The following is a 13,725-nucleotide window of genomic DNA, read 5'->3' as shown; positions in this document are numbered from 1 at the left end:
AACCCGCTTTTCTCTGCGTAAATGTTAGTGCGCGATAGTTTGGGTGCCTGCCGGAACGCGTACGTGTTTGTATTTAAACAGCGCAACGAAGGCAAAAGCCAGAACCAGCGAGTAACCTGCGAAGATCAGCCACACGGTCTGCCAGTCGGTAATACCGTTCAGCGTATAGTGTTCAACTACTTTACCGCTCACCAGTCCGCCCAGAATACAACCGAAGCCGTTGGTCATCATCAGGAACATACCCTGTGCGCTGGCGCGGATTTCAGGGCGAACTTCTTTCTCCACGAATACCGAGCCAGAGATGTTGAAGAAGTCGAAGGCGCAGCCGTAAACAATCATCGACAGAACCAGCAGCACGGTACCGAACGGTGTCGGATCGCCGTAGGCAAACAGGCCGAAACGCAGCATCCACGCCACAATACTGATAAGCATTACATTCTTAATACCGTAACGGCTCAAGAAGAACGGGATGGTCAGGATAAACAGCGTCTCGGAAATCTGCGAGATCGACATCATCACCGAGGCGTGTTCAACGATGAAGCTACCGGAGAACAGTGGGTTGTTATCGAAGCTGTGCAGGAAGGTATTACCGAACATATTGGTAATCTGTAGTTCCGCGCCCAGCATCATTGAGAAGATGAAGAAAATCGCCATGCGCTTGTTTTTAAACAGCGCGAAAGCATCCAGGCCCAGCATGGACGACCAGCTCTGGTTTTTCTGCTGGTTAGCCACCGGAATATGCGGCAGCGTCAGCGTGAACAGCGCCAAAACAACGGACAGCGTTGCACCGATATACAGCTGCATATGACTCAGCTCGAAGCCGGAGAAGCTCACGCCCCACATCGCCATGATAAAGCCGATAGTGCCCCAGATACGGATTGGCGGGAAGTCCGTTACGATATCCATCCCGGCTGACTGCAGGCGATAGTAAGAAATGGTGTTGATTAACCCCAGCGTTGGCATATAGGCCAAAGAGTTAAGCAAGATCACAAAGAACATCGCGCCTGGGGTGGTGACTTCGGCTGCGGCGAACAGCGTTGCTGCACCGACCAGGTGACAAATGGCGTACACCCATTTCGCACTGATCCATTTGTCGGCCACGATCCCTAACAGCGTAGGCATAAACACGGCGGCGATCCCCAGCGAGCTATACACTGCGCCAATGGATGCACCATCGAATTTTAGGGTGACAAACATATAGGAGCCGAGGGTAGTGAGCCAACTACCCCATAAGCAGAACTGCAGAAACGAGAGCACTTTCAGCTGCAGCTTAAGATTCATGTTAATTTCCTCACACCGTAATGCGGATGAATGTTTTAAAAGGCACATTTGCCGGGGCTTGATGATGTGATTCTATCAACGAGGGACACTCTTTTTTTGTTACCTGTGACAAATATTTGCAAACAATTTCTGATTGCAAAGCAAAAGAGTGATGGAGTTAACACTTTACCCTCTTCCGGACCCCGTTTACCGGGGCAGAAGAGGGGATATATTAGCGGCGTCGATATGATTTTTGTGCGGAATTGACCTTGTAAAGGTATCGGCGTGATTCAGCAGACGGATGCCGGGTAGTCAGCGTTTGATAAACGTCCCCCGGGGTCATGCTGTTGATAATATTCGCGGCCTGGATTTTATCGTTCGAGAAAACGCGCAGCACGCTGCCCGCACCGCCGTTATATGCCGTGATCACCGCGTAGCGACGGGATGTTGGATTATCAATGCCGCCTAAATAGACATTGTTGAGCATAGCCAGATAGGCGGTACCGGTATCAATGTTGCTGGCCGGGTCAAACAGGAAGCTACGGCTCGGTGTGCCGGAGCGCCCTTGCGAGCGAAACACATCTTTCCCGGCGCTGTGCTGTACCACCTGCATCAGTCCCAGCGCATCGGCATGGCTGACCGCATATGGGTTAAATGAGGATTCGGTTTGCATGATGGCCAGAATCAGCGACTCATCGACGCCATACTTACGCGAAGCCTGACGCACCATGCCGACGTATTTATGCGCACGCTTATCAAGGTGGTTCGGTACCAGGTTGATCGTCACGCTATAGATGATGCGAATACCATTGCTGCGGCTTTTCAGGCGTGTTTTCAGCAGATAGTCAGCGAAATTGGTGGCACGCCCCTCCCAACGAATGGGCTTGCCGGTATTATCGACCACCTGCCCGTACAGGAACGGCTCTTTGGAAATCTTAATGTCGTCGACATCGGAATAGAGGTCGATAGAACCTGGATCATCCCCCATCAGCAATGTCTTGATAATCGCCCGACGCAGGTGTCCGGCGGGATCTGTCCCGGCAATGGTCTCGACGGTTATCGTACCGTCATCAAAGTTGATATGGCTGCGGGTTTGATACTGATCGGTATACTTTACGTAGTCCTTTGGACCCGCAATCAGCACTTCCTTAAATCCCCACAAATTCTCAATGTTATGGGCAAATTGCCCCATCAGAATATCAAAACCGTTGGTATCCTTGACCCAGGCTTCGTTATAGGAATCGCCTTTTTTGGTCGAACTGGAACAGGAGATGAGCAACGGCGCAATAACGGCAAGCGCGAGAAATTTTTTCATCATTCCGGGAGTGCGTGTTGTGTTTGTTATTTGCAAGGACCAGATTAAATCGTAGGCCGGATAAGCGCAGCGCCATCCGGCAACGGTTCTTAAGACTCTGGTGTATAGCCTTCAATATGCACGTCTTTGCCTTCAAACAGGAAGTTGATCATCTCCTGCTCAAGCAGTTTACGATGCTCAACGTTCATCATATTGAGCTTCTTCTCGTTAATCAGCATGGTTTGCTTATGCTGCCATTGCGCCCATGCTTCTTTAGAAATCTCGTTGTAGATGCGTTTCCCCAGATCGCCCGGGTACAGCTGAAAATCCTGGCCTTCTGCTTCGCGTTGCAGGAAAGTGCAAAAAATCGTTCTGCTCATAAAAAATCCTCTCTATCGACCGGTACGTTAAACGTGTGTACCGGCACGTAATTGCTGTAACAAACGCTCCACGGGAGCCGCCAGTCCGACCGACGGCGGTTGCGCTAAGTTATACCAGAGCGCGTTGCCTTCATCCAAGCATGCGCCGAATGAAGACACAGGAAGCCACATAGGCACAATGTCTAAGTGGAAATGGCTAAAGGTATGGCGAAACGCATTCAGTTGGGTCAGATTATCTGCGTTAATTTGCCGTTGCGCCAGCCAGTTGCGCAGTCCATCTTCGTCGTCAAACTGTGGAAAACAGTATAAACCACCCCATAAGCCGCTGGGCGGTCGCTGTGCGAGCAGCACTTCGTCATCATGCTGCATCAGTAAAAAATAGCCCGTTCGTTCTGGCAGCGTTTGCTTGGGTTTTTTACCCGGGTACAACGCCCAGCTTGCATTGGCGCTGGCCACACAGCCATTTTCCAACGGACACAGCGAACATTTAGGTTTTGAGCGCGTACAGACCATGGCGCCTAAATCCATCATCGCCTGATTAAAACGCTCAACGCCATGGGCGGGCGTCACCTGCTCGCTCAACTCCCACAGCTTCTTTTCGACCTCTTTTTTACCCGGCCAGCCGTTTACAGCATAACAGCGAGCCAGCACGCGTTTGACGTTACCGTCGAGAATCGGAAAATGCTGACCCAGAGAGAGGGAAAGGATCGCGCCTGCGGTTGAGCGACCGACGCCAGGTAGGGCGGCCACCTCATCAAAAGTTTGCGGAAATATACCGCTATGTAGCGTGACAACCTGCTGCGCGGCTTTATGCAGATTACGCGCTCGGGCGTAATAACCCAGCCCGGTCCACAAATGCAGAACCTCATCCAGCGGCGCATGGGCTAAATCCGTTACCGTTGGGAAGCGCGCCATAAAGCGCTCAAAATAAGGGATAACGGTCGCAACCTGAGTTTGTTGCAGCATTACCTCAGAGAGCCATACTTTGTAAGGCGTCTTATCAATTTGCCAGGGCAGCGTTTTCCGCCCGTATTTGTCGTACCAGCTCAATACCTGAGCCGAGAATTGAGACGCTTGCATGATTACCGTTTCATTATTGCCGGGGGCAAGATTGCAGCACAGCGGCAACAGGGTGTAAACCGGAACTTTCCGCTGCTCACTTTCTTCCTTTACTTGCATCCGGCAACTAACTTTGGATAATGCCCGTTTTCAGAACTCAAACACAGCAGACTAAACTTTTATGAAGAACGACGTCATTTCACCGGAATTTGATGAAAACGGCCGCCCTCTGCGCCGGATTCGTAGTTTTGTTCGTCGCCAGGGGCGACTGACCAAAGGGCAGGAACACGCGCTGGAAAACTACTGGCCGGTGATGGGCGTTGAGTTCAGCGAAGAGCCTGTAAATTTCGCAGAACTGTTTGGCCGTGATGCGCCAGTCACGCTGGAAATCGGTTTTGGTATGGGAGCGTCGCTGGTCGCAATGGCGAAAGCGCGTCCGGAACAGAATTTCCTTGGCATTGAGGTTCACTCGCCGGGCGTTGGTGCGTGTCTGGCTTCAGCCCATGAAGAGGGTGTCGAGAACCTGCGCGTCATGTGCCATGATGCCGTTGAAGTCCTGCATAAAATGATTCCTGACAATTCTTTATCTATGGTTCAGCTGTTTTTCCCTGACCCGTGGCATAAAGCACGTCATAATAAACGCCGTATCGTTCAGGTACCGTTTGCTGAGCATATCTTAAGTAAGCTGAAGCTGGGCGGCGTATTCCACATGGCAACCGACTGGGAAGCTTATGCGGAACATATGCTGGAAGTGATGTCCTCCATTGACGGGTATAAAAACCAGTCCGAGAGTAACGATTATGTACCGCGCCCACAATCGCGCCCGGTAACCAAATTTGAACAACGTGGTCATCGTCTTGGCCACGGCGTATGGGACTTAATGTTCGAGAGGGTGAAATAATGGCAAAGAACCGTAGCCGTCGTCTGCGTAAAAAGATGCACATCGAAGAATTCCAGGAAGTAGGATTTTCGGTTGCATGGCGTTTCCCGGAAGGTACATCTGGAGAGCAGGTCGATCAAATCGTTGATGACTTTATCAATGAAGTTATTGAACCGAACAAGCTGGCTTTTGACGGCAGCGGCTATCTGGCCTGGGAAGGTCTGATCTGTCTGCAGGAAATCGGCAAATGCACCGAAGAACACCAGGCAATCGTGCGTAAGTGGCTGGAAGAGCACAAACTAGAAGAAGTGCGTACCAGCGAACTTTTCGATATTTGGTGGGACTAAGTAGCACAGGGTCGGCAAATGCCGGCCCGATTTGTCTTGAGGGAAAGATATGATGCGCAAAACGCTGCTGGCGGCAGTCCTAACGTTCACGGCGATGGCCGCACATGCAGATTACCAGTGCAGCGTCACCCCGCGTGACGATGTGATTTTGAGCCCACAAACGGTGCAAGTGAAGGGTGAGAACGGCGACCTGATTATTACCCAGGCCGGCGATGTCACCTTCAACGGTAAACAGTACAGCCTGAACGCCGCACAGCGTGAGCAGGCCAAAGATTATCAGGCGGCGTTGCGTAGCAGCCTGCCGTGGATTGACGAAGGTGCCAGAGCGCGCGTAGAGAAAGGTCGCGTGGCGCTGGATAAAATCATCGCCAAAGAGGTCGGTGAAAGCAGCAACATGCGTGGCCGCTTAACCAAGCTGGATGCGCAATTGAAAGAGCAGATGAACCGTATCATCGAGCATCGAACTGATGGCCTGACCTTCCATTATAAGGCGATTGATCAAGTTCGCGCGGACGGACAACAGCTGGTTAATCAGGCGATGGGCGGTATTTTGCAGGACAGCATCAACGAAATGGGTGCCAAAGCCGTACTCAAAGGTGGTGGTAATCCGTTGCAGGGCGTGCTCGGTAGCCTTGGTGGCTTGCAAACCTCAATTCAAAACGAATGGAAGAATCAGGAACAAGACTTCCAACAGTTTGGCAAAGATGTCTGTGCCCGCGTCGTGACGCTGGAAAACGATCGTAAAACGCTGGTTAGCACTCTGAAATAATCTTCACCTCTTTTTAACGGCGCAGAAACATTCTGCGCCGTTTTATTTTGTACTTTTCTGTTTTTTTGATATCCATCTCTAAGAATAACAATTTGATGGAGATATAAATCTGGTTAATTGGAACTCGTCACATTATTCATCTGTAGGATAGACATAATGCTGCAAATTCAAGTAACTGGAGAAATAACATGGAGTTTTTCAAGAAAACGGCACTTGCCGCACTGGTTATGGGTTTCAGCGGCGCGGCGCTTGCACTGCCAAACATCACCATTTTAGCGACCGGCGGGACGATTGCTGGCGGTGGTGATTCCGCGACAAAATCTAACTACACGGCAGGCAAGGTTGGCGTAGAAAATCTGGTTGAGGCCGTACCTCAGTTGAAAGATATCGCTGTCGTTAAAGGCGAGCAGGTGGTGAACATCGGCTCCCAGGATATGAATGACGAAGTCTGGTTAACGCTGGCCAAAAAGATTAATACCGAGTGTGATAAAACCGACGGCTTCGTGGTGACACATGGTACGGATACCATGGAAGAAACCGCCTATTTCCTCGACCTGACCGTCAAGTGCAACAAGCCGGTCGTGCTGGTCGGCGCCATGCGTCCATCTACGGGTATGAGCGCTGATGGCCCGTTCAACCTGTATAACGCAGTGGTAACTGCCGCAGACAAAGCCTCTGCCAACCGCGGAGTGCTGGTGGTGATGAACGACACCGTTATGGATGGTCGCGACGTGACTAAAACCAACACTACCGACGTTGCTACCTTCAAATCCGTTAACTACGGCCCGTTGGGTTACATTCATAACGGTAAAATCGACTACCAGCGTACGCCTGCGCGTAAGCACACCACGTCTACTCCGTTCGATGTTTCTAAGCTGACCGAGCTGCCGAAAGTTGGGATTGTTTACAACTATGCTAACGCCTCCGATCTGCCGGCAAAAGCGCTGGTAGATGCGGGTTACGCAGGGATCGTTAGTGCGGGTGTAGGTAACGGTAACTTGTATAAAACCATTTTCGATACGCTGGCAACCGCCGCGCATAAAGGTACCGTTGTGGTGCGTTCATCTCGTGTACCAACGGGTGCCACCACGCAGGATGCAGAAGTTGATGATGCAAAATACGGATTTGTGGCTTCAGGTTCCCTGAACCCGCAAAAAGCACGTGTTCTGCTGCAGCTTGCGCTGACTCAAACCAAGGATCCTAAACAGATCCAGGAAATGTTTAATCAGTATTAATCACTCCGGCCCCGGTCATTTGGCCGGGGTTCGTTTCTGTACACGCATTGTAATTCCCACGCAATAATGCTCCTTGTTATAATAACTGTTGTTATTATTTGGGTGGAGCCCCACGAATGAAAAAACAATGGACTGCTGGAATTGTACTCCTGGCAATGTTATCAACATATTGCCTTGCTAATGACGTTACTCCTCCGACTGACAAGATCCTTAAAGACCAATTTTATGCCGACTTTACGGGACTGATGAAGCTAGATGATATTTCGTTAAAGTTGATTAGCGCAGAAGGAAACCAGGCAACGTGGTCGGCAGAAGGTGATATGTCCGCTACTGAAGATCTCTATAGCATGGTCGGGATGGCGGGCGACTATAAATTTATGGAAAAAAACTGGGTTAAAGGTCATCAGGTTAAATTTTCTGCCATGGTGACATCTGTTGGTACACCTGCTTCAGGGTGGCGGACTGAGTTTTTTTCCATGCAAACAGCGGCTAAAAATATCGGTTATCCATTGTCAAAAACGGAAAATAAAGATCAGTACCTCGTGATTACCGACAGCAATTTCTACCCAAAGTTGGCCAGGATAGAGGCCAGCTATCACGATAAAAAAATTGCTCAGGAAAAAGCTCAGAGCCAGATAGATAAAGTGGAAAAACAGATTGCTGACTTGGATACGCAAATTAAGCAATCATGGGGTAAGGATGCAAACGGCAATCCCCGTACCCGCAGCGATGTTATGCAAGAAAAGTTGCAGCAAATGTACGAGATCGACAGGCAAAACGATCCGCTGAAATTCGAGAATCATTACTATAAAACCGTATACGACCCCGCGCTTGCTTCCTGCCAGGCCAAACCAGAATGTGATGCTGCGCCGTTACGCGCTGCGCGTGATACTGCGCTTAATGAACAGAAGCGAGAATATTACCGTCAGCACGCGCTTATGAATGCAAAAATCAAAGAAGAGATGGCAGCGCAAGATGAAAAGCTGAAACCGCTTTATGACCAGCAAAGTGAGCTGCGTGGTCAGGGAATGGCGCTGGATACGCAGATCAATCAATTAAAAAGCGAGTATGAGCGCTGGGATAGAGAGATTACTGATTTACGGCGCAAAGGTATTATCAAATAAATTTCGAGTTCGGTAGCGTTAGCGCTACCGAACTTGATTTAAAACGCCATGTTCACCAGCCATTACTCCGCCAGAAACAGCTCCAACAGAGAGTTCAAAAACAGCTTACCTTGTTGAGTAATCTGCCAGTATTCATCGCATTCACTCAGGTAGCCCTGGGAAATAGCCTCATCGATCTGTCGACGAATAACGTCCTCGGTAAGCCCGGTATATTGTCTGAACTCCGCGCGAGGCGCGGCCTCAAGCAACCGGAAACGGTTCATAAAGAACTCGAACGGCTTATCGGCTTCGGCGACATCACGCTGGCTTTCGAGATAACGCCCTTGCATGTAGCCACGCGGATGCCGCGTTTTGGTGGTACGCAGAATGCGCCCGTCCGGGAACGTAATTTTGCCATGCGCGCCGCAGCCAATACCGAGATAGTCGCCAAAACGCCAGTAATTAAGGTTGTGCTGACACTGATAGCCCGGCTTCGCATAGGCTGAGGTTTCGTACTGTTGATACCCGGCGGCGGTCAGCAACTGGTGGCCTTGCTCAAAAATATCCCACAGCGCATCATCGTCTGGTAAAACAGGCGGTCGGGAACCGAACAGCGTGTTGGGTTCGATGGTCAACTGATACCAGGAAAGATGCGGTGGGTTGAGCGCGATGGCCTGCTGTAAATCGCCCAGCGCCTCTTCCAGCGTCTGATCTGGCAAACCATGCATCAGGTCGAGGTTAAAGCTGCGTAGCCCCAGACCGCTCGCCAGGTGTGCTGCTCGTTTGGCTTCTTCCGGTCCGTGAATACGTCCCAGACGCTCGAGTTTGGCGGAGCTAAAGCTCTGTACGCCAATTGAGATACGGTTTACGCCAGCGCGTTGATAATCAACAAAGCGATCGGCTTCCACCGTCCCGGGATTCGCCTCCATTGTGATTTCTGCATCTGCGGCCAGATTCAGCCGTGCGCGCACGCCGTCGAGCAGCGTTTGCATTGCCGGGCCAGAAAGCAGGCTCGGCGTACCACCACCGATAAAAATTGTCTTTACTTCCCGCCCCTGGGCGTGGGCCACCTCAGTATCCAGATCGCTCAGCAGGTGCTGAACATAGTTGTCATGAGGAACCTCGCCCTTAAGCGCATGCGAGTTAAAGTCGCAGTACGGGCATTTCTGCACGCACCAGGGGATGTGAATATAAAGACTTAGCGGCGGAAGGTTAACCATTGCGCAGGGCATCCAGCAGCAGCTTCAGTGCCTGTCCGCGGTGAGAAATCGCACTTTTTTCTTCGCGGGTCAGCTCAGCAGCTGTTTTTCCTTCGGACGGCACAAAAAAGATTGGGTCGTAACCAAAACCACCGTTTCCGGCCGGTTCACGGGTAATCACGCCCGGCCAGCTTCCGTGGCACACTAAAGGCGTGGGATCGTCCGCATGGCGCATATACACCAGCACGCAGTGGAATTGCGCCTGACGCTGGTCATCCGGGACATCCCGCAGGGTGTGCAGCAGTTTTTCCAGGTTCTGCTGATCGGTCGCATCTTCGCCGGAATAGCGGGCTGAATAGATACCCGGCGCGCCGCCAAGGGCATTTACTGCCAGGCCGGAGTCATCAGCAATGGCTGGCAAACCCGTAATTTGCGCGGCATGACGCGCCTTCAGAATGGCGTTCTCAATAAACGTCAGTCCGGTCTCTTCTGCAGAATCAACTCCCAGATCCGTTTGGGCAACAACATCAAGACCGAAATCACTCAGAAGAGAGGCGAGTTCACGCACTTTACCGGCATTGCCGGTCGCGAGGACAACTTTTTGCATGGGATACCTAATCAGTTAGCGCCGCAATTTCGGGCGGGATCTGTTGCGGATGAATAATTTTAACCTGTTTGTGACGACCAAGCTCGCCCTTCTCAATAACGACCTGGCTTTTCGCTACGCGGAACTGTTTGCCGAGAAACTTCACCAGATGGCTGTTGGCTTGTCCATCGACCGGCGGGGCGGTAATGGCGACTTTAACTTCGTCGCCATGTAAACCCACAATACTGTCACGGCTGGCTTTCGGCTGAATATAGAGCCGTAAAACCAGACCGTCGTCGCAGGGTGTAACGGCACTCATAGCGCCATCCACAGCCCCGGCAGCAGTATGTTGCCTGTCGCCTGTAACACTTCTGCGATACCCATGTTAATGACATAGAGCAGCAGAACCAGAATCATTGGGGAGAAATCGATCCCGCCCATGCCTGGAAGTATGCGACGGATAGGACGCAACAGCGGATCCGCCAGTTGAATCAGCACGTACTCCACCGGGCTGCGACCCTGGCTGACCCAGCTCATAATCGCCATTACCAGCAGCACCCAGAAAATCAGCAACCCAATGGTCTTCAGGACAATCAGCACGGCGGCGATCCAGATGATCGGCTGGAACGTGACCACCTTAAATAGCACGATGGCTTTGATAAAGCTGAGAACGAGTGCGACTAATGCTGATGCGCTGTCAATGGGCCCCATCGGAGGAATAATACGGCGTAACGGCCCAATAATGGGCTGAGTGATTTTCACAATAAACTGCGAGAACGGGTTGTAGAAATCGCAGCGAGACCATTGCATCCACACGCGCAGCAGCAGCGCCATGGTATACAGCTCAATTACCGTTGAGAGCAGGAAGGTCAACGTATTCATGGTGTTCCTTAATTTTCCTTATTTTTTAGTGTAATCACGAGCACCAAAAATGGCAGTGCCGATGCGCACCATCGTGCTACCCGCCGCGATAGCGGCATCCATATCATCAGACATCCCCAGCGAGAGCGTATCGATATTTGGATAGCGTGTTTTCAACCCGGCAAATGCTACAGCCATTTGCTGTGCAACTTCAAACTGCCTTACATAATCTGACTCAGGAGCGGGAATAGCCATCAAACCACGCAGGGTAATGCGCGGCAGCGCAGCGACTTCAGCGGCCAGGGCATCAAGCTCTGCCAGCGGAATCCCTGACTTACTGTTCTCATCGCTGATATTAATCTGGATCAGCACATTCAGCGGCGGCAGGTCTGCCGGGCGCTGTTCGCTCAGACGGGCAGCGATACGTAGACGGTCGATCGTATGGCACCAGTCAAAGTGCTCGGCGACCAGACGACTTTTGTTGGACTGCAGCGGGCCGATAAAGTGCCACTGCAGATCGTTGACGCCTTTTTCCTGAAAGTAGCGGATTTTATCCACCCCTTCCTGGACATAGTTTTCACCGAAGGCACGCTGCCCTGCGGTAATGGCTTCTTCGATGGCGCTCGCAGGTTTGGTTTTGCTGACTGCAAGCAACATAACTTCTTCTGAAGACCGCCCGCAACGCGTCGCGGCGGCTGAGATTTTGTCCCGGACATGTGCCAGGTTATGCGCGATATCGTTCATTTTCCGAGGATGTTCATATGAATATGGAAGAAATAGTGGCCCTTAGTGTAAAGCATAACGTGTCGGATCTACACCTGTGCAATGCATGGCCCGCGCGTTGGCGCAGACATGGAAAAGTCGAAAGCGCACCGTTTATCACGCCTGACGTAGAGAATCTGCTGATGTGCTGGCTCAGTGAGCAACAACAGGTACAGTTGCAGGAGCAAGGGCAGGTTGATTTTGCCGTTACCCTGACGGACTCCCGGCGGCTGCGCGCCAGCGCATTTGTCCATCTGCAGGGAACCTCGCTGGCGCTAAGACTGCTACCGCTGGATTGTCCTCATTTAGACGATCTTCAGCCTCCCGCGGTCATACCTGAACTGCTTCACAGTGAAAATGGGTTGATTCTGGTGACAGGCGCTACCGGCAGCGGTAAATCTACGACCCTGGCGGCGATGGTGGAGTATCTTAATCAGCATATTGAGGGGCACATTCTGACGCTGGAAGATCCTATTGAATATCGCTACACCAGCCGACGTTGTCTGATTCAACAGCGGGAGGTGGGCGCACATTGCGCCTCTTTCGCCACCGGTTTGCGCGGTGCGCTACGCGAAGATCCCGACGTTATTTTGCTGGGTGAGCTGCGCGACGTGGAAACCATTCGGCTGGCATTAACGGCGGCGGAGACCGGACATCTGGTGCTGGCAACGTTACATACGCGAGGTGCGGCGCAGGCCATCGCGCGGCTGGTGGATTCCTTTGCAGCAACAGAGAAAGATCCTGTGCGTAACCAACTGGCAGACAGCCTGCGGGCGGTTCTTTCGCAAAAACTGGAGGAGGATAAGCAGGGGGGACGCGTGGCGCTATTCGAACTGCTCGTCAACACGCCCGCCGTGGGCAATTTGATCCGCGAAGGGAAAACGCATCAGCTACCCGGCGTGATTCAAACCGGGCAGCAGACAGGTATGCAGACGTTTGCACAAAGTTTGCAGCAGCGACAGGCGCAGGGGCGGCTTTAATAGCCCTGCTCGAAATAGCTTTCCAGGATAATAACGGCAGAAGCGGAGTCCACTTTGCCTTTATTCAACGCCCGGTAACCGCCTTGCTCAAACAGGCCTGAGCGGGCTTCGACGGTGCTCAAACGTTCATCGTGCAGCGTTACGGTTACGCCAAAGCGACCATGAATGCGATTAGCGAATTTACGTGCGCGCGCGGTAAGGGGCTGTTCGGTGCCATCCATGTTGAGTGGCAGGCCGACAATGATTTCATCCGGTTGCCACTCTTTCAGCAGGCGTTCAATCAAATTCCAGTCTGGCGTACCGTCCTGTGCTTTGATGGCGGGCAATGGCCTTGCCGTACCGGTAATGCGCTGACCCACGGCGACGCCGATACTTTTCGTACCAAAATCAAAAGAGAGTAATGTTCCGTTCATCATGCGTGTCCCGCCACGCCGGGCATGGTCTGAATATCTATCCCGATAAGCTTCGCCGCATCGCGCCAGCGGTCGGCAATCGGTGTTTTGAATAAGATGTTGAGATCGGCAGGGGCCGTAAGCCAGGCGTTATCCAGTAACTCTTGTTCCAGTTGGCCCTTTTCCCATGATGAATAACCCAGCGCAACCAGCACTTCGGACGGTTGTTCCTGCGTACCCAGGGTTTCTAATACATCGCGGGAGGTTGTGATGATGGTGTTATCAGAAATGCGAATACTGGACGCAAAGCGCGACGGTGGGGTATGAAGTATAAATCCACGGTCTTCTGCCAGCGGGCCGCCGAGCATCACGGGCTTATCCAGACGAATGGCCGGATCGCGTTCTTCTGGAGTAATCTTCAGCTTTTCCAGAATCCCTTCAATTTGTAAGTTTTCCAGAGGCTTATTGACGATAATCCCCATTGCTCCGTTCTCATTGTGTTCGCAAATATACACCACGGAACGGCGGAAAATTGGATCCTGGAGAGCAGGCATGGCAATTAGAAAGTGATGCTGTAAATTCATTGTCAGAGGTTCTGTTTCCTGGTTCAAAAAAGCA

The 13,725-nt window shown here is 51.7% G+C and carries 17 protein-coding genes; 6 read left to right on the top strand and 11 right to left on the bottom strand.

The features are described 5' to 3' along the window. Positions 1-24 precede the first annotated feature (24 nt). The 4 genes from G4551_RS19835 to mutY all read right to left on the bottom strand — a co-directional run bounded on the left by G4551_RS19835 (position 25) and on the right by mutY (position 4,014). Positions 25-1,281 (bottom strand): nucleoside permease, encoded by a 1,257-nt coding sequence (locus G4551_RS19835; protein ID WP_003027130.1) that lies wholly within the window; start codon positions 1,279-1,281, stop codon positions 25-27. A gap of 211 nt (positions 1,282-1,492) precedes the next feature. Next, on the bottom strand, positions 1,493-2,578 hold the full coding sequence (mltC, locus tag G4551_RS19830) for a membrane-bound lytic murein transglycosylase MltC (RefSeq protein ID WP_008321260.1): 1,086 nt from the start codon (positions 2,576-2,578) through the stop codon (positions 1,493-1,495). Between the two features lie 86 nt (positions 2,579-2,664). Further along, the gene (locus tag G4551_RS19825) at positions 2,665-2,934 is read right to left on the bottom strand and encodes an oxidative damage protection protein (RefSeq protein ID WP_003027126.1); all 270 of its coding nucleotides are present in this window, start codon (positions 2,932-2,934) and stop codon (positions 2,665-2,667) included. A 27-nt stretch (positions 2,935-2,961) separates the two neighbouring features. Next, positions 2,962-4,014 carry an A/G-specific adenine glycosylase gene (gene mutY / locus G4551_RS19820; RefSeq protein WP_003838206.1) on the bottom strand — a complete coding sequence of 351 codons (1,053 nt, stop codon included), beginning with the start codon at positions 4,012-4,014 and terminating at the stop codon, positions 2,962-2,964. 160 nt (positions 4,015-4,174) lie between these two features. Here mutY and trmB point away from each other — a divergent pair, with 160 nt between their 5' ends. From trmB to G4551_RS19795, 5 genes are all read left to right on the top strand, one after another. Next, on the top strand, positions 4,175-4,894 hold the full coding sequence (trmB, locus tag G4551_RS19815; protein WP_003027117.1) for a tRNA (guanosine(46)-N7)-methyltransferase TrmB: 720 nt from the start codon (positions 4,175-4,177) through the stop codon (positions 4,892-4,894). After that, entirely contained in the window at positions 4,894-5,220 is a 327-nt protein-coding gene (locus tag G4551_RS19810; protein WP_003027115.1) for a YggL family protein, read from the top strand. The genes trmB and G4551_RS19810 overlap by 1 nt, the downstream gene beginning before the upstream one ends. A 49-nt stretch (positions 5,221-5,269) precedes the next feature. Continuing rightward, positions 5,270-5,989 (top strand): YggN family protein, encoded by a 720-nt coding sequence (locus G4551_RS19805; RefSeq protein ID WP_003838208.1) that lies wholly within the window; start codon positions 5,270-5,272, stop codon positions 5,987-5,989. A 188-nt stretch (positions 5,990-6,177) separates the two neighbouring features. Next, on the top strand, positions 6,178-7,224 hold the full coding sequence (ansB, locus tag G4551_RS19800) for an L-asparaginase 2 (protein ID WP_003027108.1): 1,047 nt from the start codon (positions 6,178-6,180) through the stop codon (positions 7,222-7,224). Between the two features lie 116 nt (positions 7,225-7,340). Beyond that, the gene (locus G4551_RS19795) at positions 7,341-8,348 is read left to right on the top strand and encodes a DUF1202 family protein (protein WP_003838210.1); all 1,008 of its coding nucleotides are present in this window, start codon (positions 7,341-7,343) and stop codon (positions 8,346-8,348) included. Between the two features lie 62 nt (positions 8,349-8,410). On the opposite strand, the gene hemW is transcribed toward G4551_RS19795, so the two are convergent. The 5 genes from hemW to G4551_RS19770 are packed head-to-tail and all read right to left on the bottom strand — an operon-like array spanning position 8,411 to position 11,717. After that, the gene (gene hemW / locus G4551_RS19790) at positions 8,411-9,547 is read right to left on the bottom strand and encodes a radical SAM family heme chaperone HemW (RefSeq protein WP_003838212.1); all 1,137 of its coding nucleotides are present in this window, start codon (positions 9,545-9,547) and stop codon (positions 8,411-8,413) included. Beyond that, positions 9,540-10,133, bottom strand: coding sequence for an XTP/dITP diphosphatase (locus G4551_RS19785; protein WP_003027104.1), 594 nt, complete (start codon positions 10,131-10,133; stop codon positions 9,540-9,542). The genes hemW and G4551_RS19785 overlap by 8 nt, the downstream gene beginning before the upstream one ends. A gap of 7 nt (positions 10,134-10,140) precedes the next feature. Beyond that, entirely contained in the window at positions 10,141-10,431 is a 291-nt protein-coding gene (yggU, locus tag G4551_RS19780; protein ID WP_003027101.1) for a DUF167 family protein YggU, read from the bottom strand. After that, positions 10,428-10,994 carry a YggT family protein gene (locus tag G4551_RS19775; protein WP_003027097.1) on the bottom strand — a complete coding sequence of 189 codons (567 nt, stop codon included), beginning with the start codon at positions 10,992-10,994 and terminating at the stop codon, positions 10,428-10,430. Before G4551_RS19775 ends, yggU begins: the two co-directional genes overlap by 4 nt. Before the next feature lie 18 nt (positions 10,995-11,012). Continuing rightward, positions 11,013-11,717 carry a YggS family pyridoxal phosphate-dependent enzyme gene (locus tag G4551_RS19770; RefSeq protein WP_003838215.1) on the bottom strand — a complete coding sequence of 235 codons (705 nt, stop codon included), beginning with the start codon at positions 11,715-11,717 and terminating at the stop codon, positions 11,013-11,015. A 17-nt stretch (positions 11,718-11,734) separates the two neighbouring features. Here G4551_RS19770 and G4551_RS19765 point away from each other — a divergent pair, with 17 nt between their 5' ends. Further along, positions 11,735-12,715: a type IV pilus twitching motility protein PilT gene (locus G4551_RS19765; RefSeq protein ID WP_003838217.1), complete on the top strand. Its 981-nt coding sequence runs from the start codon at positions 11,735-11,737 to the stop codon at positions 12,713-12,715. On the opposite strand, the gene ruvX is transcribed toward G4551_RS19765, so the two are convergent. Together ruvX and G4551_RS19755 are read right to left on the bottom strand one after the other, a co-directional pair. Beyond that, a complete protein-coding gene (ruvX, locus tag G4551_RS19760; RefSeq protein WP_003027087.1) occupies positions 12,712-13,128 on the bottom strand; it encodes a Holliday junction resolvase RuvX in 417 nt (138 codons plus the stop codon). The two genes, G4551_RS19765 and ruvX, sit on opposite strands and share 4 nt — an antisense overlap. Further along, entirely contained in the window at positions 13,128-13,691 is a 564-nt protein-coding gene (locus G4551_RS19755; RefSeq protein WP_003027086.1) for a YqgE/AlgH family protein, read from the bottom strand. The genes ruvX and G4551_RS19755 overlap by 1 nt, the downstream gene beginning before the upstream one ends. Positions 13,692-13,725 lie beyond the last annotated feature (34 nt).

The sequence above is a fragment of the Citrobacter freundii ATCC 8090 = MTCC 1658 = NBRC 12681 genome (assembly GCF_011064845.1).
Taxonomy (GTDB): Bacteria; Pseudomonadota; Gammaproteobacteria; order Enterobacterales; family Enterobacteriaceae; genus Citrobacter; species Citrobacter freundii.
Note: the sequence above shows the minus strand (reverse complement) of the source record. Positions and strands in the feature narration are given on the sequence as shown.

Bases quoted from the DNA above. Each gene is read 5' to 3' on its own strand.
- G4551_RS19835 (WP_003027130.1), bottom strand. From the start codon at position 1,281: ATGAATCTTAAGCTGCAGCTGAAAGTGCTCTCGTTTCTGCAGTTCTGC.
- mltC (WP_008321260.1), bottom strand. From the start codon at position 2,578: ATGATGAAAAAATTTCTCGCGCTTGCCGTTATTGCGCCGTTGCTCATC.
- G4551_RS19825 (WP_003027126.1), bottom strand. From the start codon at position 2,934: ATGAGCAGAACGATTTTTTGCACTTTCCTGCAACGCGAAGCAGAAGGC.
- mutY (WP_003838206.1), bottom strand. From the start codon at position 4,014: ATGCAAGCGTCTCAATTCTCGGCTCAGGTATTGAGCTGGTACGACAAA.
- trmB (WP_003027117.1), top strand. From the start codon at position 4,175: ATGAAGAACGACGTCATTTCACCGGAATTTGATGAAAACGGCCGCCCT.
- G4551_RS19810 (WP_003027115.1), top strand. From the start codon at position 4,894: ATGGCAAAGAACCGTAGCCGTCGTCTGCGTAAAAAGATGCACATCGAA.
- G4551_RS19805 (WP_003838208.1), top strand. From the start codon at position 5,270: ATGATGCGCAAAACGCTGCTGGCGGCAGTCCTAACGTTCACGGCGATG.
- ansB (WP_003027108.1), top strand. From the start codon at position 6,178: ATGGAGTTTTTCAAGAAAACGGCACTTGCCGCACTGGTTATGGGTTTC.
- G4551_RS19795 (WP_003838210.1), top strand. From the start codon at position 7,341: ATGAAAAAACAATGGACTGCTGGAATTGTACTCCTGGCAATGTTATCA.
- hemW (WP_003838212.1), bottom strand. From the start codon at position 9,547: ATGGTTAACCTTCCGCCGCTAAGTCTTTATATTCACATCCCCTGGTGC.
- G4551_RS19785 (WP_003027104.1), bottom strand. From the start codon at position 10,133: ATGCAAAAAGTTGTCCTCGCGACCGGCAATGCCGGTAAAGTGCGTGAA.
- yggU (WP_003027101.1), bottom strand. From the start codon at position 10,431: ATGAGTGCCGTTACACCCTGCGACGACGGTCTGGTTTTACGGCTCTAT.
- G4551_RS19775 (WP_003027097.1), bottom strand. From the start codon at position 10,994: ATGAATACGTTGACCTTCCTGCTCTCAACGGTAATTGAGCTGTATACC.
- G4551_RS19770 (WP_003838215.1), bottom strand. From the start codon at position 11,717: ATGAACGATATCGCGCATAACCTGGCACATGTCCGGGACAAAATCTCA.
- G4551_RS19765 (WP_003838217.1), top strand. From the start codon at position 11,735: ATGAATATGGAAGAAATAGTGGCCCTTAGTGTAAAGCATAACGTGTCG.
- ruvX (WP_003027087.1), bottom strand. From the start codon at position 13,128: ATGAACGGAACATTACTCTCTTTTGATTTTGGTACGAAAAGTATCGGC.
- G4551_RS19755 (WP_003027086.1), bottom strand. From the start codon at position 13,691: ATGAATTTACAGCATCACTTTCTAATTGCCATGCCTGCTCTCCAGGAT.